We start from the raw sequence: 18779 nt of genomic DNA on the forward strand, positions 1-18779 counted from the left end.
CGGCCTCCGACCATGCCGCACTGGATCGCGGGGCGCCAGTTCTGCTGCGCGCAGAGCACTCAGGCGCGCACCTCGGAGTGCCGCAACATCGCCTCGCCGTACAGATCACCGCTGCGGCGCACCAGATCCAACAGTGGCTCCCGGAGAGCTCTGAGTCCGGCCAGATCGTCGACGGCGATGCGTGCGGTGACCATCGCGCTGACCGCCGCGGCCAGGGTCTGGCAGGCGAAGCGCTGCTGTTCGGTGCGGGCACCGAGGACATCGGCGATCATCGCGACGAAGGATTCCTGCAGTTGAGCGCGCCGGGCGACGGCCTTCGAACCCACCGCGTACACCTCGACGAGATAGAGCCGGGCGTACGCGGGTTCGGCGATCAACCCGTCGAAATACGCCTGCATGATCCGGCCCAACCGATCTGGATCGGCCGGGTCCGCGGTCTCCGCATCGGCTTCCGGCCCGCCGATGGCATCGGCGATATTGGCGATCAGCAGCTCGACGGCCCGCTCGTAGGCGGCCTCGAAACAATCCTCCTTGGAACGGAACTGCTCGTAGAAGGTCTCCCGCGACACCCCGGCCCGCTTCAGGATGGCCGCGACCGAGGTCCCGACGTATCCGTTCTCAACCATGGCCTCGGCCATCGCGCTCAGGATCCGCTCGCGCTGTGAGGCGATCACTTCCTCCCTCGGCAGGCCGTGTCTGCCCCGGGGGAGTTGGCGGGCGCTGCTGGCGGACTGGGTCATGCGGTGGCTCCGATAGTCGGTTGTACGGTGTCCGGCTACGCCGGTCGGTCCATTTTGCGGGGGCGGGCCGGTTGGTCGGTGGTGAAGGGCGCCTCCTCGGTCAGCGCGATCTCCAATGCCCGTGCGACCCCGCGGCGCAGCGCGATATCGATGACGCGCTGGGCGATCGGCCGGAACGGCAGCGCCACCGCCACCCACCACGGCGAAACGACCTGACGTTTGCGTCGCGCGATGGCGCGCTCGACCGCATCGATCGCGGGACCGAGCGGCGCCACCCCCGAGACCGTCGACCGGCCGAGGATGGCCCGCGCGGCTGCGGTGCCGAAACCGCGCGAGGTCATATCGGTATCGAGCTCAGCGAAATACGCGACCCCGACCTTGGCGCCGGTATGCCTGATCTCATGGCGCAACGTATTGCCGAGCGCCTCCACCCCGGCCTTCGACGCGCTGTACGCCCCGACCAGCGGCAGATTCACCGCGGCCGCCAGCGACGAGACGACCAGGGCGTATCCATTCGGATGGCAGATGTGCGGTCCCGCCGCGCGCAACGTGTAGTAGACGCCGAGCACATTGACCGCAAGCGTCTCCTCCATGACCTCCGGATCCCCGCCGAGCAGCGCCAATTGCTTGGCCACCCCGGCATTGGCCACCACCACATCCAGTCCGCCGAGCTCGCTGACCAGTGTGCTCACCACGCGTTCGACCTGCAGGTGATCGGCGATATCGCAATACCGCCAGGGCGCGTCCCCACATTCGCGCGCCACCTCGGCGAGCAGGTCGGCCTCCAGGCCGAGTAGGGCGACCTTGGCCCCTTTCGCGTGCAACTGGCGTGCCAATGCGGCACCGATACCGCGCGCCGCTCCGGTGATCAGGATCCGGCGCCCGGCCACGGACGCGGCGGAAAACAGCTTCATACCAGCGACGATACCACCTGTGAACATATATGTTCGCAAATAATTTTCTGTTCAATCGACCACGTTGTGCGCGGTGGGCTCCGGGTGTCCGGGAGTCGTGATCGGGCTCTCGCCCAGGACCCGTTAGGGTGCAATTGACGAAGGGCCAACTGGCTGTCACGAACGAGAGGACCATCGTGGAGATTTCGGGTTCCGCCGCCATCATCACCGGAGGCGCATCCGGCCTCGGCGCCGCCACTGCCAAGCGTTTCGCCGATCTCGGCGCAACCGTCTTCGGACTCGACGTACCGCAATCCATCGAGCGCGCCGGGGACAATGTGCCCGACGGCGTCACCCTGATCCCGGCCGACGTCACCAGCAACGACGAGGTTTCCGCCGCGATCGCGAAGGTCGTGGAATCCGGTGTGCCGCTGCGCATCGTGGTGAACTGCGCCGGTGTCGGCTGGGCCGGGCGCATCCTGTCCAAGAACGGCCCGCACGATCTGGAGCTGTTCCGCACCGTCATCACCGTCAACCTGCTCGGCACCTTCAATGTCATGCGCCTGGCCGCCGACGCGATCGCCAAGACCGACACCGTCGACGAATACGGCCAGCGTGGCGTCATCATCAACACCGCCTCGGTCGCCGCGTTCGAGGGCCAGATCGGCCAGATCGCGTACTCGGCCTCCAAGGGCGGCGTCCACGGCATGACCGTCCCGGCCGCGCGGGACCTGGCGCAGTTCGGCATCCGCGTGAACACCATCGCCCCCGGCATCATCGACACCCCGATGCTCGCCGGTGTCACCGAGGAGTACCGCAAGGGCCTCGAGGCCGGTGTGCCCTTCCCGTCCCGCCTCGGCCGTCCCGACGAGTACGCCCAGCTGTCGCAGTACATCGTCGAGCACGACTACCTGAACGGCGAGACCATCCGCATGGACGGCGCCCTCCGCATGGCCCCCCGCTAATTCGCCTGCGCCGCAAGACAACCCGCCCCGTCAGCCACTGGATGACGGGGCGTTTGTCATGTCACGGCATGGGTTTGTGGCCGATGCCCAGGAATGCCGTGGTGGACAGGGGCACATTCGGGCGGTAGTTCTCGGCGAGGTATGCGCGCATCAGCTCGGCTCGTTCGGCCCACACCCGCTCCCCGACGGTGCGCCGCATCAGCACCAGCGGCGCGCTGCTGCGCATCATGGTTTCCCACATCTCGTCGGAGCTGGCGAAAGCGAGTGCGCTGGTGTGCCGTTGGATGCTCACCCCGGCGAAGCCCGCGCTCTGCATCTCGGTGGCGAAGACCTCTGGATTCTCCAGGTTGAGGAAGTTGGGCTGGGGTTCCTGGATGGATGGGTCGGCGGCGGCGAATGCCCTGAACATCAGTCGCATGAGCGGCGACTCGGCCACCGGCGCCCAACTCGATACCACGGCGGTGGCACCGGGGCGCAGCACTCGGAACAATTCGGCGAAACCCTTGGCCCGATCCGGGAAGAACATCAGCCCGAACATCGAGAAGCCCGCGTCGAATCGGTCATCGTCGAAGGGCAGCGCCTGTCCATCGCCGACGCTCACCTCGATATTGGTCAGCCCCGCAGCCCGCGCGTCCTCGGCGAGTCGCTGGAGCATCGGCTCGGAGAAGTCGATGGCAGTCACCCGCGCCACCCGTTCGGCGGCGGGCAGGCTCAGCGTGCCCGGCCCGGCCGCGACGTCCACCACATGCGAATCCGCCGACAGCGCCGCGAGTTCGAGTGCGTGCGCGGAGAAGGGCGCCATGATGGCGGGGCCGAAGTCGGCGTATCCGTCGGCGACGAGATCCCAGGGTTCAGCGGCGGCAAGCGGGTTTCCAGACATCTGCTGACGATCCTTTCGACCGTCCAAGGCTAACCGTGCCGCACCCCGCGGACCCACCGACACGGGCGGATTTCGCTGCGCGCGAGGCGGATCAGATCTTGCGTTCGAAGGTGATCAGGTGATGGCCCGGCCCGTTGTAGTCGCGCACCGGGCCGCTGACCGTGAATCCGAGGTGTCGATGGAAGCCGATCGACGCGTCATTGCCGGGCGAGGTGATCGCCTTCACGATGTGCCGGTCATTCGCCCGGGCGATCGCGAAGAACCGCTCGTACAGTTCGCGCGCCAGGCCGCTCTTGCGCGACTGCGGATCGACGCCGACGAAATGGATGTAGGCCTCATCGGGTTCGGACGGTGAGAGGAAGCCGATCAGGAATCCGGCCAGCCAATCGGTCGGTTCCCGCATCCGCGTCACCGGAATCTCCGCGACCAGGCTGGTTCGATGGAAATGGTCGAGGAACAACCTCGGTAGGTGCGATAACACCGAGCGCCCCCACCAGTCATCGATGACGGTTGCGATAGCGTCATAGTCATCGGCACGGGCGGCCCGGATCACCGGCCCGTTCACTTTCTGCACACTGTTCATTGTGCTCAATGGATCGCATTGCGAGATGTTGGCCTCATCACGCCCCGCCCGCCGCGACGCCGCGAATCCAGCGCATTCCGATCCCGCGCATGCGCCACCGCCGCTTCGGCGATCGCCGCGGTGACGAAATGTCCGATGGCGGTGACGACGAAGACGACCGCCACGGCGCCGACGGGGGGTTGGCCGTGGACCGGTAATCCGTGGCAGCCCACCACATCTCGACAGATCCGCCACAGGATCTCCACAAGTGTGGAGCCAATGGCGCCTATGCGGCGAGCAGCATGGCCAGCACTGCGGTGTCGGGATCGCTGATCGGGTCCAACCCGACCCGGCTGACCAGGGAGGTGACGGTGCCGTCGGATTCCGCCTCGGCCCACGCGGCGCGATGCTCGAGTCCCAGGTGCGGAACACCGGGCAGCAGCACACAGCCCGATGCCACGCCCACGCATTCCGGCAGTGAGGGCCTGGTCTCCGAGGGCGGATGCAGCATCAGCAGGGCCGCTGGCACATGGTCGGCGAAACGGCCGGGTGCCAGCGCCTGCTCACCGAGCACCGGTCCCTCGGCGAGGACAAGGCCGACGGTGCCGGGCGCCGGATCATCCGGTAGCTCCTCGCGCACGCCGAAAACGGTCGAGGTGGTCAGCAATCCGGGAAACGACGCCACCCGCACGGCCAGCACCAGAACCTGTGCCCATTCCTTCGTGGTATCGGGCCACCGGCCGGATATGACGAACCCCCGCAGCGATCCGCGGGCATGGAACGGCGTGATGCCGATGGGTCCATTTGTATGCATGATGCCTCCCGTCATGGAACCGGGGGCGGCGTTGCCCGTCCTCGAACTGTGGATTCCCGAGAATGCGCCAGAACTCACCTGGCACACAAGTACCAAAGAGTGCTAGAGCTTTCGGCAGCGCCTGCGGCGCTGCGTGTTCGCGGCCCCCTGGTGGCTCGCGTCCGAGCCGGGCCGCGAACGGCGCATGCTCGATCTCGCTTCGCTCGAAACCTGGGGTACGCCGATGGGCTGGATCACGAGGCATCGAACGTCTCAGCGTTGAGCCGAGGCCGAGCCACAAAATACAATCGGGCCCGCGAACCGGTCGCCTCGGAGGCGGGTTCGCGGGCCCGAAGGCGAGCTGATTCAGCCGAAGATGAGGCCCTTGGCCTGGCCGATGGCGCGGGCGAAGCGCTCCTGCACGTCTTCCCAGTTGACGACGTTCCAGAACGCGGTGACGTAGTCCGCCTTGACGTTCTTGTACTGCAGGTAGAAGGCGTGCTCCCACATGTCGACCTGCAGCAGCGGGATGATGCCGAGCGGCACATTGGCCTGCTGGTCGTAGAGCTGGAAGGTCAGCAGCTTCTGGCCGAGGGTGTCATAGCCGAGCACCGCCCAGCCGGAGCCCTGCAGGCCGTTGGCCGCGGCGGTGAACTGCGCGCGGAACTTGTCGAACGAACCGAACTGGTCGTCGATCGCGGCGGCCAGCTCGCCGACCGGCTTATCGCCACCGTTGGGGGAGAGGTTCTTCCACCAGATCGAGTGGTTGATGTGGCCGCCCAGGTGGAAGGCCAGGTTCTTCTCGTTCAGGAAGATGGCGGCGTGGTCGCTCGCCTCGCGGGCGGCCTCGAGCTTCTCCAGTGCCGCGTTGACGCCCGCGACGTAGGCAGCGTGGTGCTTGGAATGATGAATCTCGTTGATCTGCCCGGAGATATGGGGCTCCAGGGCGCTGTAGTCGTAATCCAGATCTGGCAACGTGTACTCAGCCACGATGTCCCTTCCTAATGTCGGGCTGGGTGCGCCCTCGTCGTCGAGCACATCCAACCATCATTCGTACACCCGAACGGTTCCAACCTCACCCTGTGCCCCCTCATTCCGGTTGCCTTCGCAACAACCGATTTTCGTGAGCACCCGGGTAACTCGTCGGGAATGGGCTAACTCTGCCATCTACCCCACCGGCGGTCCGGTATCGACCTGATGGGGTACCAAACTCGTCGGCCAAAAGATTCGGGAAGGCGGACTAGCATCGAACCATGTCGTGGTACGACGAACTGGTAGGACGCTTCCGTCTGCCCGAGCCGGTCATGGTTACGCCGGAGCAGGCCTTGCCAGGACGCCCCGACCCAATCTCGGTGCCGGATACCCATTATGTGAACCATCACCCGATCCATCCGCCATTTCCGGAAGACCTGCAGGTCGCGGTGTTGGCGATGGGCTGTTTCTGGGGTGCGGAGCAGCAATTCTGGCAACTCGACGGGGTGTACACGACCGCGGTCGGCTACGTCGGCGGGTACACGCCGAACCCGACCTATAAAGAGGTGTGCAGCGGACGGACCGGCCACACCGAATCGGTGCTGATCGTCTTCGATCCGGCCGTCATCGACTATGGTGCCGTGCTGCGGCAATTCTGGGAGAACCACGATCCGACCCAGGGCATGCGACAGGGCAATGACCGCGGCACCCAGTACCGTTCGGCGATCTTCACCGTCGATCCGGCGCAGGCACAGCTCGCACACAGCACCGCGCAGGTCTATGGCGAGCGGCTCGCGGCAGTGGGCTACGGCGAAATCACCACCGAGATCACCGATTTGCCCGGACAGGGCGCGACGGATCCGCGGCATGCGCTGCCGGGTTTCTACTACGCCGAGAGCTACCACCAGCAGTACCTCGCGAAGAATCCGGGCGGCTATTGCCCGGTGCATGCCACCGGTGTCAGCTGTCCGGTCGGTTCGGGCGCCTGAAAAGAGACCGCACACCCGGTGACCGGGTGTGCGGTAGGCGATTTCGACGATGCTTATATCTGCGGCACGATTCCGGGGCGCATGGTCCGCGGATCGCCCGCGTCATGCGCCTGCCACCAGCGCAACCCACCCGCGATGAATTTTGCCAGCGGAATCTCGGTGCCGTTCGCGTCGTGAATCGTCATGCCGTCGAACCAGACTCGTACGTCGAGTTCGCGCGGATCGATGCCTTCCTCCTGGGAGAACTCCAGCACGTGCGCGGAGGTGTGCGAGTCGATCTTGGTGTCGAAGCTGAGCAGTTCACTCCAGTGCACCCAGCCGCTGTCGTCCAGATCAATGAATTCCCAGCCGTGCAGCCGTCCGCCACCGAAGCTGCGGATGGCCTTGTCCAGGCCGTCCAGTTGCAGCGGCAGCACCGTGGGGGCCAGATCGTCCCAATGCTGGGTGCGCAGCGAGGCCGCGACCCGGCTGACCCCGGTAAACGTCAGCTTCACGCGATAGTCCTGCGGTGCGGGTCCCTCGACCGGCAGCGTCAAAACCTCCAGATCCAGACTCAGCTGCGCGTTTTCGGTGTCGACCTGCAGGCCTAGGCACGCCGCCTCGGAGAGTGCGGTGTTGAGTTCGGTCGTATCCATTCCGTTGAGAAGCCCCCTGCTCACGTCCATGTGTCCAGGCTACCGACACCACCTAGGGGAACCCGGTATTTCAGTTTTTCGCCGGTGTTCTCGTTTCGACGGAACCGATCGGCGATGAGCGGCGTCCAAGTAGGTATCGGGACCTGCGCAGCCTCAGTTCCCGAAGCTGCGGCGAATGACCGCTCCGGGATGGCAAGGAGGGGAGTCTCGGATCGGTCGTTCGTACCGCCGGCGCTCGCCTTCGGGTCGCTCGGAAGGCTCGTCGACGGATCGGCAGCAACCTGGATGGATGGCGGCATCGATCCGATGACAGATCGCATCAGCCCTCGTAGAGCGAATTATCCCGGCATTTCCTTGATAGCCAAAGCCTGTGAGTCGTGTGCTGCTCGATAGCTGAGCCCTGTGGATCAAGTTGTGGATTATGTGGATAACTTCGACCGAGATATGCACAAGCGGACCCCGGAGCGGGGCAGCGGACCGGATCCGGAAGCACAGAACATACCTGAGGTAACGTGCCGATGTCGAGGCCGTGAAGTACCAGCCCGTCCCCCGCGCAGCGGGCCCGGAACTCCCCCGCGGTGCGCCACCCATGGCAGGATCGAAGCGTGACGAGCCCCGAAGTGTCGTCGGTGCCGGTGGAAGCCGTACCGGGCGAATTCGATCAGACCGAGCGTGTCGCCGCGGACGCGCCGCGGGTGATTCTGCTCGATGTGCGCGAAGACGACGAATGGGACCTCGGACACGCACCGGGAGCGATCCATATCCCGATGGTCGATGTGCCCGCACGGGTGGACGAGCTGGATTACGACGCCCAGCTGTATGTGGTCTGTCGCCAGGGTGGCCGGTCCTTCGAGGTGGTCAAGTACTTGACGTACATCGGATATGAGGCGATCAACGTCAGCGGTGGCATGGTGGCCTGGCAGCGGGCGGGCCGTCCCCTGGTCGCGGACGGCGATCACCAGGCGAAAATTTACTGAGGCGAGAGAGTTAAGGGGCGCCATGAGTACGGTGGTACAACCTTGTGCGCGCTGTGGCGCGCGCTGGGCCGTGCAGACGACCCCGATGCACTGGTGCCCGCGCTGCCGCGGCGTGCTGTTGTCACCGGCGCCCATCGATGCCCCCGCCGAGCGGCGCAATTACCGGTGGGTAGCGCGCCGCCCCGATCAGCGCATCCGCAGGTCGAGCTCGACCCGGCCGCGGCCGTCCCCGGAAACCCCGCGCTATCAGCAGATTCCGCGCTGGGGTCTGCTGGATCCGCCGGTCGAACCCGCCACCGAGGTCCAGCGGCCGTTGGACCGGTTGACGAACCGGGCCGGTGCGCTACTCATCGCCACCGCGGCGGTATTCGCGATCGCCGCCTGCGCCGAACTCGGGCGCTACCTGATTCTGCTGCGCAACCGCACCCGCTTGATCCCGTCGCTGCTGCTGCACTTCTCCGATGTGATGGTGTGGCTGTCCGCGCTGGTCGGCCTGGTGCTCGGATTGGGCTGCGCGCTCGCCATGCTCGGCTGGTTGATCGAGACGCGTCGAACCGCGTTTGCCGAGGCCGGACGGCGTGACCCGCGGTCGGTCCGGATGCTCGCGCTCGGCTGTCTGATTCCGGTGGTGAATCTGTTGTGGCCCGGCGTTTTTCTCACCGAGCTGGTCACCGTGCGCGCCGATCCCCGGGCGCTGCGGGCCGTGCGCATCTGGTGGCTCGGATGGCTGCTCGGCGCGGTGTGTACGGTGGCGGCGCTGCTGTGGCGGACCGCGGATTCCCTACAGGCCAAGGCGGATGGTGTGCTGTTCACCGCGTTCACCGATCTCGTCGCCGCGGGGGTCGCGGTGCTCACCCTCTGGGTGCAGCGGTCGATCACCGGTCGTGATCTGTTCGGCCGCACCAGGATCGCGCGCCGGTGGGTGATGGCGGTCGACCCCGTGGTGCCGGTGATCGAACCCGTGCAGCCGGGTGGCGCCGTGAAAGAGCCAGCCAGCGAGCCGGTGGACACGCCCGAGACAACTACACCGCACCGTGAGCATGAGGAGGTTTTGGCCAAGTGAGCCAGGGCAGTCGCGCACCGTTCGTCGTCGCGCACCGGGGAGCCTCGGCGGCGCGCCCGGAACATACGCTCGCCGCTTACGAGCTGGCGCTTCAGGAGGGCGCCGATGGCGTGGAGTGTGATGTCCGGTTGACCAGGGACGGGTACCTGGTCTGCGTGCACGACCGCACTGTCGACCGGACCTCATCGGGCACCGGCCTGGTCAGCGAGTTGACCCTCGACGAACTCAGGGACCTCGACTTCGGGGCGGCGGGCGAACCGGCTTCGGTGCTCACCCTCAGCGAGTTGATCGAGCTGGTCCTCGATTGGCGCAGTAGGCCGACCAAGCTGTTCATCGAGACCAAACATCCGGTGCGCTATGGCGCGTTGGTGGAGAACAAACTGCTCGCCGAACTCCAACGCTTCGGCATCGCCACTCCCGCCTCCGCCGATCACTCCCGCGCGGTCGTCATGTCCTTCGCGGCGACCGCGGTGTGGCGGATCCGCCGTTCCGCCCCGCTGCTGCCGACGGTGCTACTCGGCGAATCATCGCGCTACCTGGGCGGCGGTGCCGCGACCACGGTCGGCGCCACCGCCGTCGGCCCCTCGGTGAAAACCCTGCGCGAGCATCCGGACCTGGTCGACAAGGCCGCCGCCGCGGGCCGCGCCACCTATTGCTGGACCGTCGACGACCCCGACGATGTGCGCCTGTGCGCCGATCTCGGCGTCAGCTGGGTCGCCACCAACCACCCGGCCCGCACCAAGGCGCTTCTGGCGGCCGCCTGAGTCGAATTGTTTCGGCCGCATAGTCTTTCGTCGCAACCCGGCCACCGCGGGGCGACGGCTGCGAGCGACCGTTCGCGGCCGAGCGAACGTACGGCCATCGATTCGGTCGCCCGAAGTCACGGCCATCGATGGCAGCCGAGTCGTCGAGGCATCGCGTGCCACGAACACGCAGCGCGTAGCACTGCAAATGACTCAGAGCGGCGCGCGGCACATATCGAGCCGCACCATGTAGTTTGACCTGCCGTGGGTAAAAGCAAGCGCAATAGTCCGAAGCCCGGAGGGAACCGGGCCCAGCGTCTCGCCGAGCGGCGGGCCGCCCAAGAACAGCAGGCGGCGCAGGCCGTCACGCGTCCGTTCCAAGGGCTGGCCGCCGAATGCGATCTCGTGGCGCTGCGTGAGTTCGTGCCGTCGGCGACCGCGACGTTGAAGCTATCGGCCGATATCGCGGCGGAGCGTTCCGTCGTACTGGCCACGGTGCTGCCGGGCGCGGTCGCCGGACTGGTGCGGGCGGGTGAGCCGCCGACCGGATACGTCGCCGCGCAGATGCAGTTCCAAGGTGCGGATCCGGCCGCCGATCTCGCGGCCGCCATCCTGTGGACGCAGTCCGCCGAACCGGGCGAATCGCTGACCGCGGCCGAAAGTGTCGCGGGCGGACCGCGATTGGCCGATGTGATCGACGCCGACGCGACACTGGAGCTGACCGTGCACCAGGACTTCGACTGGTGGGTGCCCGAGGGCGTACAGCCCGATCCACAGGTCGCCGCGACCATCGAACAGGCGAAACAGGCGATCATGCCCTCGGCGCGACTGGATCTCGGCCCGGATGCCATCGGTGCCGCCTGGTGGGTCGATGCGGGTGAGAAGGCGCATGTGCGCTGGGTTCGTCCGGAGCACGAGGACGATCTGATGCTGGCGCTGGCCCGGCTGCACGCCGCGGGCGGTTTGCATCTCGGCGAAGGTTCACGTTTCGCGGGGTCGTTCCGCACGCACGGCCTGCTGGTACCGGTTTTCGATCTCGACCCGGAATCGCATGCCAGCGAGTGGACCAAGCCGGCCATCGAGTTCGGGGAGCGACTGGTGGCGGCGCTGGCCGATACCGCTCCGCTCTCGGCGGACGAGCGTCGCTCCCGCGACGGACTGCGGTCTCGTCAGGTCACCCTTCGGTGATTCGAAAAAAATCACCGAGAATTTTGTGAAACACCCTCATTTCTAATCAAGCTCGGTTAGGTTCACTGCATCACCGAAAGCTGGTGGTGGTGAGGGACAGCCTCACCGAATGATGAGGAAAGTAGGGAACATCATGGACGCCATTCTCACGCTGCTCAAGACGCTGCTCAGCACCATGAGTGCCAAGTAAGACGTATTGCTGATTGCAGGGGTTGCGTGCCCCGCGTTCTAATAACAGCGACAGGGTCGGCTCGTCGCGACGAGCCGACCCTGATTTCGCTTTCGGAAATCGCGGACTAGATGCTGCCACCCGCCGCGGACGGAGCACCGGAAGTATCGCTCGGACCGCTCATTTCGCGGGCAATGAAATCCTCCAGGTCGAACAGGTTCGACCCGGCGCGATCGGCAATGGTCAGCAGAGTCGTCATATTGGCGACCTCCTCCACCTGCTCCTTCAGGAACCACTGCATGAACTGTTCACCGAGGTAATCGCCCTCTTCGCGGGCCGTGCTCGCCAATTGGATGATCTGATCGGTGACGTTCTTTTCCTGTGCGAGGGCCAGCGCGATCGGTTCGCGAGCGTTCTCGAAATGGGATTTCGCGGAGTCGATACCGGAAAGTTCGACGCTGATATCCCGATCGAGGAAGTACTGCACGATCATCATTGCGTGATTGCGCTCTTCGACCGCCTGCGCATAGAAACGCTTGGCCAGCTGCGGCAGATCCGCATTGTCGAACCACACCGCGATCGCGATGTATTGATGTTCGGCATTGAATTCGTGCCGGATCTGGTCGTGGAGCAGGCCGTGGAATTTGCTGCGAGGGGACTCCGGATGGCTGGACATAGTTGCGACATTAGCGCTGGTCAGGCCGCGTGTCATCCAAGTGCAGCCTTATTGAGGCTAGTGTTGCCTAATTAATTTCGGCGCGCACCCGCCATTTTGGGTGCGGTCAGGTCGGCGCGCGGTGTGGTGCGCAGCTCGCGTGAGATGAAATCCTCGACGTCGAACAGATCGCCGGCCGCACGGTCGATCACCGTCAGCAACGTGGTCATCCCGGCGACATCCTCCACCTGCTCCCTGAGGAACCACTGGATGAACTGCTCGCCGAGATAGTCGCCCGCGGCGCGGGCGGTCCGGGCCAATTCGGAGATCTGCGCGTTGCGGGCGCGTTCGGATTCCAACAGGAACACGATGGCCCCACGCGGCGATTCGAAGCTGGGTTGCACGTTATCGAGACCGCCCACTTGCACTTCCAGATCGCGGTCCAAGAGGTGCTGCACCATGCGCAGCGCGTGCGAGCGGTGCTCGTCGGACTTGCCGTAGCTGTGTTTTGCCAACTGCGGCAGGCGATTCGAATCGAAGTAGACGGCCGCGGCCAGATACTGCTGCGCGGCGGTCAGGCCACGACGGATCTGGTCGCGCAGCAGCGCGGGGAAGGGCTGGTCTGCGTCGGTGTCGATGTCGGGCATGGACCCGACGCTACCTCGTCAGCAGATCTTCCGGAATCGGTTGGTCCTTGGCGATGTCGTCGAAGAATTGGCCCGCCTTCTGCTTATCCCACAGCAGCACGTTTCCGCTGTCGGTGTCGGTGAACCCGCCGATCGGAACGGTGGTTGCCACCGTATCGCCGCGCATAGCCCAGCCGAGCTGGCCGAGATTCCAGATGTGATCGCCCTTATCGACCTTCAGTGATTTCGCGGTATCGCGTGCCAGCGGCCACAGTGTGAACGGGTTGGCCAGCGTGCCAGCGCTGGTCACCTTCTTCAGCAGGGCGGCCATGAACAGGCGCTGGTGGTTCATCCGGTCGATATCGGCGAGGGCCGTCGCGCGACTGCGCACGAAACCCAGTGCCTGCGGGCCGTCCAGCGTCTGGCACCCGGCTTGCAGATTGATGCCGGCGAGCGGATCGTCGATGGGCTTCGGCACGCAGATATCGATGCCGCCGAGCGTATCGACGATGCCAGCGAATCCGCCGAAGCCGATCTGCGCGTAGTGATCAATCCGCACTCCGGTCGCGGTCTCGACGGTCTGCACCAGCAGAGGCGCGCCGCCGAAGGCGAAGGCGGCGTTGAGCTTGTCCTTGCCGTGGCCCGGAATACTGACGTAGGAGTCGCGCGGCAGGCTGACCATAGTGGTCGCACCCGATTTCGGGATGTGCACCAGCATGATCGTGTCGGTGCGCTCGGGCCCGACCTCGCCGCCGGTGGCGAGCGCCTGTTCCTCTTCGGGGGTCAGCCCGGCCCGGCCGTCGGAGCCGACGAGCAGCCAGTTGGTGCCGGGAGTATCGCCGACGCGGCCGGTGTAATTCGCCAGCGCGTCGATCCGAGTGAGCGAACCGTCGAGTTTGACGATCGCGCCGACCACCGCGAGCACCAGCACCACCAACAGCACGAGGAACCAGCGGAACAGGTGCCGTTTGCGACGGCGGCGCGGCGGACGCGGTTCGCGCTCCCGACGCGACGGTGGCAACGCGGGCGGGGGCGGCGGTGGTACCTCGCGGCGCGGGTGCAGCTGCTGCCGATCCTGATACGGCTGCGGCTGCTGCGGCGGTGCGTACCCGGGCACACCACGGGGCTGGGGGTCGCGATACGGCTGCGGCTGCTGAGTTGGCGCGTGCGTCGGCCTGGGCCTGCGGGTCGGCGGTGGCATCCGCGCCGCGGCGGGCTCCGGCGGCACCTGGGAATATGCCAGTGGTGGGGCGTGGTTCGAGCCGTCGCGTCGGATCACGTTGGTGCGTTCGATGCGCCCGGGATCGTATCCGGGCTGGTGCGGTTCGCGACGACCCGGGGGCTGGTTGTGCGGATCGCGGCCCGGAGCCGGGTTGTGCGGTTCGCGTCGCTGCGGTGGCTTGGACGGCGCACCCGGGTTTCCGAAGGGTTGCGGCACCCGCCGCGTCCGCTCGTAGCGGTGGGGGTCGTCGCCGTTCATCATTCTGACTTTACTGATCGTGGGCCGTCGGGGGGCTTGACGAGCGGCCGCAGGTTCGCTCGCTCGAATGAGCGTTCGTCGATAATTCGCCGCCCGGACCCGCGTATGTTACGGCAACCAGGAAACGTGACCGCGCAGCAATGTATAGCCGATATAGGCGACCGCATCAATGGTGGCGTGGGCCAGCACCAGCGGCCACAGCCGGTTGGTGCGCTGCCAGAACCGACCGAAGATCAACCCCATCACCAGGTTCCCGAGCCCGCCGCCCAGGCCCTGATACAGGTGATAACTGCCACGCAACAGCGCCGACGCCAGCAGTGAGCGGTTCTCCGACCAACCCAGCCTGCCTAGTTGGGTGATGAGATAGGCCACCACCACGATCTCCTCGGCCGCCGCATTCGCACACGCGGACAGAATCAGCGCCGGCAACCGCCACCAGTGGTCACCGAGCGAACTCGGCACGATCGTCACGCTGAACCCCAGCGCATGCGCGGTCAGATACAACCCGAGCCCCGGCAACCCGATCACGGCCGCCAACACCAGCCCCGGCACCACATCGGAACGCCAATGCATGCGGGCCAACCCGATCATTCGCGGCCCGAGCCCGCTGCGCCACAGCAGATACAGCCCCAACGCGGCCCATCCGCCCAAACGCAACGCGCTGAGCAGCTGGAACAGCAGATCGATGGTCGACTGCGCCGCCCGCGTGGGATTCAGCGCAACGGTCCGCCCGCCGACACCACCTGGCGACAACGCACTGTCGAGCAGCGACAGCGCCGCATTGAGCCCACTCAACCCAAAGGTCACGACCAGGACCACCAGGATCTCGAGCCGTATCCCCAGTCGCTCCCGATCGCTCAGCTCCGGCTCGTCCCGATCGGGACCGGTCTCACCACGCATGCGTCCGAATCTATTGCCCATACCTCCTACGCGGGTGATGCACGTGTCGCGTCACGCCGCCGGCCGTGCCGACCGGACGGTCATGGTGGCGAGCTGTGCTGGTCCGGCCGGAGTGCTGCTGATGCTTATCGATGGCGTCGCTGGTTGTGCCGGTCGAGTGGGGTCGAGTCACCCAGAGTGAGTGCGCGGAAGGGCAGCCGACGCTCTGCTGTTCGGCGATTTCAACGGTCCGGGTGCGGCGGCGGGTGGCGGATCAGATGCGGCGCAGGCCGTTGAGGAAGGGGCAGCCTGCGAGGGTGCGGACGGCGCGGCTCAGGGATTCGATGTCATCGGCGGGGGTGCTGAAGGGGAGGCGGAAGTCGTGGTCGCCGTCGTGGCCTTCGACGCGCAGGGTCAGTCCGTAGCGGTCGATGGCCAGTGGGTGCACGGTGCCGCGCTGCAGGCGGGGCGGCAGGTGGCGGGCGAGTTGGGCGACGATATCGGCGTGGTCGGCGTCCATATGTTGCAGCCAGGCCGATTCCAGGGCGCAGAACGGATCCGGTTGGGCCAGCCGGAGTTCGTCGACGCAGACGGATTCGGCACCGGTGGAGTCGGCCACCACCGCGGAATTGATCACCACGCGCAGCAGGGTCGAGGTGTACCCGACATCGAGCAGGTCGGGATGCGGATGATCCTTGGCGACCTCGGTGGCCAGCGCCCGCTGCGCCTGTGTCGGCACCGCCCGCACCCAGCCGCGCAGCCACACCAGCGCCCGGACCGGCTCGCGCAGCGGCAGCGGTGCGTGATCGGTGAGTTCGAGCACCGCGGGCGCGCCGCTCTCGCCCGAATTCCCGGCCAGCACCGCGGCCATGGACGCGGTCGGCACCGCGATCACGGCATCACCGCACTGCCGCACATGATGCACCGAGATCGGCGTCGGATCGATGCCCGGCATCGCCAGCACCGCCTGCTCCGCATGGGCGCACGCACTCCGAACCCGCTCGGCGGTGGACGGTGCAACGGTCGGGTTCGGCATGCATACCTCCAGGACGAGCGTCGCAATTAGGTTATCCTAAGCTAAGTCACGACCGATCTTTCCGCAACCGTTCCCGTCGCCGGGATCCTGAGAATCCCCGCACCTTTCGGCCGCATCGGCGCCGGCCGCCGGGGGTGGTGTGACTACTCGGGGTGATCGGTGGGTCAGGCTGACTGAGGTGCTGGGCGCATTCGTGCCGGTGGTTCGGTCGTTGGGCGGATCCGTGCCAATTGGTCAGCGACCGGGTGTGGTGTGAATTCTCGGGGTGAGGTGGACCTGGTGGGTCGAGCTGACCGCGGTGCCGGCGGACCCGTGCCGGCAGCTCGGTGCTCGGCCGTGGTTACGGTGGGGGTATGGCGGATGGAGTGCAGGCGGCGCACGGAGTGGCGGGGGAGCCGGTGCTGCTTTCGTTGTCGGCGCCGACGCCCGCGCGGCGCAGTCTGGACGAAGGGTTGGTGCGGGGGATCGGGGCCGGGGAGATCGGCGTTCGAATTCTCGACGCGGATGTGCCCGATGCCGATGTCGCCGATTTTCTAGCCGAGATCGCACACTCCGATGGCGGGTTCATCGCGCGGACCGCCGATGGGCAGCGCGCCCTGGCTATCGTCGCGGGAACCGTTGCCGCCCTCTGCGGTGAGGATATTCGGGCGGCACTGGCCCAGCCGGATATCGCCTTTCTGACCTCGTTGAAACCGCCCGCGGTCGAGGCGGCGCGGGGCGTATTGCTGGCGATCGAAAGCGCTGCGCCCGACGATCTGACTCGAACTCTCAGCATCCTCAGCACACGCAAGTAATCTCGTAACCGTGCCGCGTATCGCGTACTTCGGGCCGTCCGGAACCTTCACCGAGATGGCCCTCGCCAAACTCGAGTCCTCGCAAGCCTTCGACGGACCGGTCGAGCGGATTGCCGCGCCCAGTCAAGGAGCGGCACTCGACCTGATCCGGTCCGGCGATGTCGAGGGTGCCGTCGTGCCGATCGAGAGTTCGGTCGAGGGCTCCATCTCGGCGACGCTGGATTCGCTCGCCATCGGCCCGCGGCTGCAGATCATCGCCGAAACCGAACTCGAGGTGAGTTTCACGATCGTGGCCAGGCCGGGTACCACGCTCGCCGACGTCCGCACCCTGGCCGCCTATCCGGTGGCCGCGGCGCAGGTGCGGGAGTGGGTGGCACACACACTGCCGAATGTCGAGATGTACACCTCGGCGTCGAATGCGGCCGCGGCCGAGGACGTCGCGGACGGTCGTGCCGACGCCGCGGTCTCCACCGCGCTTGCCGGTGAGCGTCGCGGTCTCACGGCATTGGTGTCCGGCGTCGCCGACCACGAACAGGCGATCACCCGTTTCGTACTGGTCACCAGCCCCAGGGCGGCACCGCCCGCGACCGGTGCGGACCGCACGTCGATTGTGCTCGAACTACCCAACGAGCCGGGCTCACTGATGCGCGCGTTCGCCGAATTCGCCACCCGAGGCATCGATCTGACCAGAATCGAATCCCGGCCCACCCGAACGGGTTTGGGCACCTATCGCTTCTATCTGGACTGTGTCGGGCACATCGACGACACGGCCGTCGCCGAGGCGCTCAAGGCACTGCATCGCACCGCGCGGATCCGTTTCCTGGGCTCCTGGCCCGCGACCTCGGCGACCGGAACCCCGCCGCCCTCCGACGAGCACGCCGCGGAGTGGCTCACCCAGCTGCGCAAGGGGGTGACCGACCTATGACAGGCAAGCTGATTCTCGTCCGCCATGGCGAAACCGAAGGCAATGTCGCGAAAATCCTGGACACCCGGGTGCCCGGCCTGCCGCTGACCGAACGTGGTGCGGCCCAAGCGAAGACATTCGGTTCGAGCCTCCCGAGACCGCCCAAGGCGCTGTTCTGCTCGGCCGCACTGCGCGCGAGACAGACCGCCGGATATATCGAGGCAGCGACCGGTGTACCCGTCGAGGTCCTCGACAATGTCCACGAAGTGCAGGTCGGCGAGCTGGAAGGCCAGCACACCGAGCAAGCGCACGCACAATTCCAACGGATCTATCGTGCCTGGCACGAGGGCGATCTGGCTGAACGAGTCCCCGGCGGCGAGTCCGGATACGACGTCCTCGCCCGCTTCCTCCCCATCATCGAAGACCTCCGCACCACATACCTGACCAACGGCAGCGATGGCGACATCATGCTGGTCAGCCACGGCGCCGCCATGCGCCTCGTCTCCCGCACCCTCAGCGGCGTAGCTCCCCCCTTCACCACCAACAACCACCTCGACAACACCGAAACCATCGAACTGATCCCCCGCGCCATAGGCGGCTGGGAATGCACCCGCTGGGGCCGCTTCACCCCACCCTTCGGCTACGAAGTAGCCCCCACCGCCGATGACCCCATGGGCTGAACCCTGTCGCTGAGTAGGTTCCGGTGCTGTTGGCGACGACCTTGATCCATCGGGGCGGACCCAGGGAGTGCGCTGATCAGGGACCGCCCTGAAGAGATCCGCACGGACTCAGTCGAAAACGCAAACAACCAAGCCGAATCCGCCACCACCCACCAC

22 protein-coding genes are annotated in these 18779 nt (G+C 66.3%); 9 read left to right on the forward strand and 13 right to left on the reverse strand.

The genetic code is table 11. The annotated features are described in order from the left end of the window. Positions 1–59 precede the first annotated feature (59 nt). Together ACQP2D_RS00395 and ACQP2D_RS00400 are read right to left on the reverse strand one after the other, a co-directional pair. Complete coding sequence (locus tag ACQP2D_RS00395; RefSeq protein WP_433681751.1) at positions 60–740, reverse strand: TetR/AcrR family transcriptional regulator; 681 nt, start codon at positions 738–740, stop codon at positions 60–62. 35 nt (positions 741–775) lie between these two features. Further along, on the reverse strand, positions 776–1654 hold the full coding sequence (locus ACQP2D_RS00400; RefSeq protein ID WP_433681752.1) for an SDR family NAD(P)-dependent oxidoreductase: 879 nt from the start codon (positions 1652–1654) through the stop codon (positions 776–778). Between the two features lie 176 nt (positions 1655–1830). Between ACQP2D_RS00400 and ACQP2D_RS00405 the strand changes: the two genes are divergently transcribed. Continuing rightward, positions 1831–2598: an SDR family NAD(P)-dependent oxidoreductase gene (locus ACQP2D_RS00405; RefSeq protein ID WP_433681753.1), complete on the forward strand. Its 768-nt coding sequence runs from the start codon at positions 1831–1833 to the stop codon at positions 2596–2598. A gap of 61 nt (positions 2599–2659) precedes the next feature. Here the strand turns inward: ACQP2D_RS00405 and ACQP2D_RS00410 are convergent, their stop codons facing one another. The 5 genes from ACQP2D_RS00410 to ACQP2D_RS00430 all read right to left on the reverse strand — a co-directional run bounded on the left by ACQP2D_RS00410 (position 2660) and on the right by ACQP2D_RS00430 (position 5823). Then, positions 2660–3478 carry a methyltransferase domain-containing protein gene (locus ACQP2D_RS00410; protein WP_433681754.1) on the reverse strand — a complete coding sequence of 273 codons (819 nt, stop codon included), beginning with the start codon at positions 3476–3478 and terminating at the stop codon, positions 2660–2662. A gap of 91 nt (positions 3479–3569) precedes the next feature. Next, positions 3570–4043, reverse strand: coding sequence for an N-acetyltransferase family protein (locus tag ACQP2D_RS00415; protein ID WP_433685956.1), 474 nt, complete (start codon positions 4041–4043; stop codon positions 3570–3572). A 23-nt stretch (positions 4044–4066) separates the two neighbouring features. Further along, complete coding sequence (locus ACQP2D_RS00420; RefSeq protein ID WP_433681755.1) at positions 4067–4225, reverse strand: hypothetical protein; 159 nt, start codon at positions 4223–4225, stop codon at positions 4067–4069. Between the two features lie 101 nt (positions 4226–4326). Then, positions 4327–4854, reverse strand: a complete 528-nt coding sequence (locus ACQP2D_RS00425) for a peptidase (RefSeq protein ID WP_433681756.1) — start codon at positions 4852–4854, stop codon at positions 4327–4329. A gap of 345 nt (positions 4855–5199) precedes the next feature. Further along, a complete protein-coding gene (locus ACQP2D_RS00430) occupies positions 5200–5823 on the reverse strand; it encodes a superoxide dismutase (protein ID WP_433685957.1) in 624 nt (207 codons plus the stop codon). A 263-nt stretch (positions 5824–6086) separates the two neighbouring features. Between ACQP2D_RS00430 and msrA the strand changes: the two genes are divergently transcribed. Further along, positions 6087–6794, forward strand: coding sequence for a peptide-methionine (S)-S-oxide reductase MsrA (gene msrA, locus ACQP2D_RS00435; RefSeq protein ID WP_433681757.1), 708 nt, complete (start codon positions 6087–6089; stop codon positions 6792–6794). 53 nt (positions 6795–6847) lie between these two features. Here msrA and ACQP2D_RS00440 read toward each other — a convergent pair whose 3' ends face one another. Next, on the reverse strand, positions 6848–7459 hold the full coding sequence (locus ACQP2D_RS00440; RefSeq protein WP_433681758.1) for a hypothetical protein: 612 nt from the start codon (positions 7457–7459) through the stop codon (positions 6848–6850). 575 nt (positions 7460–8034) lie between these two features. Here ACQP2D_RS00440 and ACQP2D_RS00445 point away from each other — a divergent pair. The 4 genes from ACQP2D_RS00445 (at position 8035) to ACQP2D_RS00460 (ending at position 11400) form a co-directional block, all read left to right on the forward strand. After that, positions 8035–8406 (forward strand): rhodanese-like domain-containing protein, encoded by a 372-nt coding sequence (locus ACQP2D_RS00445; protein ID WP_433681759.1) that lies wholly within the window; start codon positions 8035–8037, stop codon positions 8404–8406. 22 nt (positions 8407–8428) lie between these two features. After that, positions 8429–9469, forward strand: a complete 1041-nt coding sequence (locus ACQP2D_RS00450) for a DUF4328 domain-containing protein (protein ID WP_433681760.1) — start codon at positions 8429–8431, stop codon at positions 9467–9469. Further along, positions 9466–10233 carry a glycerophosphodiester phosphodiesterase gene (locus tag ACQP2D_RS00455; protein ID WP_433681761.1) on the forward strand — a complete coding sequence of 256 codons (768 nt, stop codon included), beginning with the start codon at positions 9466–9468 and terminating at the stop codon, positions 10231–10233. The genes ACQP2D_RS00450 and ACQP2D_RS00455 overlap by 4 nt, the downstream gene beginning before the upstream one ends. Before the next feature lie 243 nt (positions 10234–10476). Next, complete coding sequence (locus ACQP2D_RS00460) at positions 10477–11400, forward strand: DUF5926 family protein (RefSeq protein WP_433681762.1); 924 nt, start codon at positions 10477–10479, stop codon at positions 11398–11400. A 296-nt stretch (positions 11401–11696) separates the two neighbouring features. Here ACQP2D_RS00460 and ACQP2D_RS00465 read toward each other — a convergent pair whose 3' ends face one another. The 5 genes from ACQP2D_RS00465 to ACQP2D_RS00485 form a co-directional block, all read right to left on the reverse strand. Then, the gene (locus ACQP2D_RS00465; RefSeq protein WP_433681763.1) at positions 11697–12245 is read right to left on the reverse strand and encodes a ferritin; all 549 of its coding nucleotides are present in this window, start codon (positions 12243–12245) and stop codon (positions 11697–11699) included. Between the two features lie 71 nt (positions 12246–12316). Further along, entirely contained in the window at positions 12317–12871 is a 555-nt protein-coding gene (locus ACQP2D_RS00470; protein ID WP_433681764.1) for a ferritin, read from the reverse strand. A gap of 10 nt (positions 12872–12881) precedes the next feature. Continuing rightward, entirely contained in the window at positions 12882–14333 is a 1452-nt protein-coding gene (locus ACQP2D_RS00475) for an LCP family protein (protein ID WP_433681765.1), read from the reverse strand. A gap of 105 nt (positions 14334–14438) precedes the next feature. Then, complete coding sequence (locus tag ACQP2D_RS00480) at positions 14439–15230, reverse strand: CPBP family intramembrane glutamic endopeptidase (protein WP_433681766.1); 792 nt, start codon at positions 15228–15230, stop codon at positions 14439–14441. Between the two features lie 253 nt (positions 15231–15483). After that, a complete protein-coding gene (locus ACQP2D_RS00485) occupies positions 15484–16245 on the reverse strand; it encodes a DUF2470 domain-containing protein (protein ID WP_433681767.1) in 762 nt (253 codons plus the stop codon). 353 nt (positions 16246–16598) lie between these two features. Here ACQP2D_RS00485 and ACQP2D_RS00490 point away from each other — a divergent pair, with 353 nt between their 5' ends. From ACQP2D_RS00490 to ACQP2D_RS00500, 3 genes are read left to right on the forward strand one after another with little or no spacing between them, the layout of a single operon-like run. Next, positions 16599–17039, forward strand: a complete 441-nt coding sequence (locus tag ACQP2D_RS00490) for a hypothetical protein (protein ID WP_433681768.1) — start codon at positions 16599–16601, stop codon at positions 17037–17039. A gap of 10 nt (positions 17040–17049) precedes the next feature. Then, complete coding sequence (gene pheA / locus ACQP2D_RS00495; RefSeq protein ID WP_433681769.1) at positions 17050–17964, forward strand: prephenate dehydratase; 915 nt, start codon at positions 17050–17052, stop codon at positions 17962–17964. After that, positions 17961–18623, forward strand: coding sequence for a histidine phosphatase family protein (locus ACQP2D_RS00500; protein WP_433681770.1), 663 nt, complete (start codon positions 17961–17963; stop codon positions 18621–18623). The genes pheA and ACQP2D_RS00500 overlap by 4 nt, the downstream gene beginning before the upstream one ends. Positions 18624–18779 lie beyond the last annotated feature (156 nt).

It is taken from the genome of Nocardia sp. CA-119907 (assembly GCF_050955995.1).
Taxonomy (GTDB): domain Bacteria; phylum Actinomycetota; class Actinomycetes; order Mycobacteriales; family Mycobacteriaceae; genus Nocardia.

Excerpts from the sequence above, each read along its gene's own strand:
- ACQP2D_RS00395 (WP_433681751.1), bottom strand. The coding sequence starts at position 740 with ATGACCCAGTCCGCCAGCAGCGCCCGCCAACTCCCCCGGGGCAGACAC.
- ACQP2D_RS00400 (WP_433681752.1), bottom strand. The coding sequence starts at position 1,654 with ATGAAGCTGTTTTCCGCCGCGTCCGTGGCCGGGCGCCGGATCCTGATC.
- ACQP2D_RS00410 (WP_433681754.1), bottom strand. The coding sequence starts at position 3,478 with ATGTCTGGAAACCCGCTTGCCGCCGCTGAACCCTGGGATCTCGTCGCC.
- ACQP2D_RS00425 (WP_433681756.1), bottom strand. The coding sequence starts at position 4,854 with ATGCATACAAATGGACCCATCGGCATCACGCCGTTCCATGCCCGCGGA.
- msrA (WP_433681757.1), top strand. The coding sequence starts at position 6,087 with ATGTCGTGGTACGACGAACTGGTAGGACGCTTCCGTCTGCCCGAGCCG.
- ACQP2D_RS00440 (WP_433681758.1), bottom strand. The coding sequence starts at position 7,459 with ATGGACGTGAGCAGGGGGCTTCTCAACGGAATGGATACGACCGAACTC.
- ACQP2D_RS00450 (WP_433681760.1), top strand. The coding sequence starts at position 8,429 with ATGAGTACGGTGGTACAACCTTGTGCGCGCTGTGGCGCGCGCTGGGCC.
- ACQP2D_RS00465 (WP_433681763.1), bottom strand. The coding sequence starts at position 12,245 with ATGTCCAGCCATCCGGAGTCCCCTCGCAGCAAATTCCACGGCCTGCTC.
- ACQP2D_RS00470 (WP_433681764.1), bottom strand. The coding sequence starts at position 12,871 with ATGCCCGACATCGACACCGACGCAGACCAGCCCTTCCCCGCGCTGCTG.
- ACQP2D_RS00475 (WP_433681765.1), bottom strand. The coding sequence starts at position 14,333 with ATGATGAACGGCGACGACCCCCACCGCTACGAGCGGACGCGGCGGGTG.
- ACQP2D_RS00480 (WP_433681766.1), bottom strand. The coding sequence starts at position 15,230 with ATGCGTGGTGAGACCGGTCCCGATCGGGACGAGCCGGAGCTGAGCGAT.
- ACQP2D_RS00485 (WP_433681767.1), bottom strand. The coding sequence starts at position 16,245 with ATGCCGAACCCGACCGTTGCACCGTCCACCGCCGAGCGGGTTCGGAGT.
- ACQP2D_RS00490 (WP_433681768.1), top strand. The coding sequence starts at position 16,599 with ATGGCGGATGGAGTGCAGGCGGCGCACGGAGTGGCGGGGGAGCCGGTG.
- ACQP2D_RS00500 (WP_433681770.1), top strand. The coding sequence starts at position 17,961 with ATGACAGGCAAGCTGATTCTCGTCCGCCATGGCGAAACCGAAGGCAAT.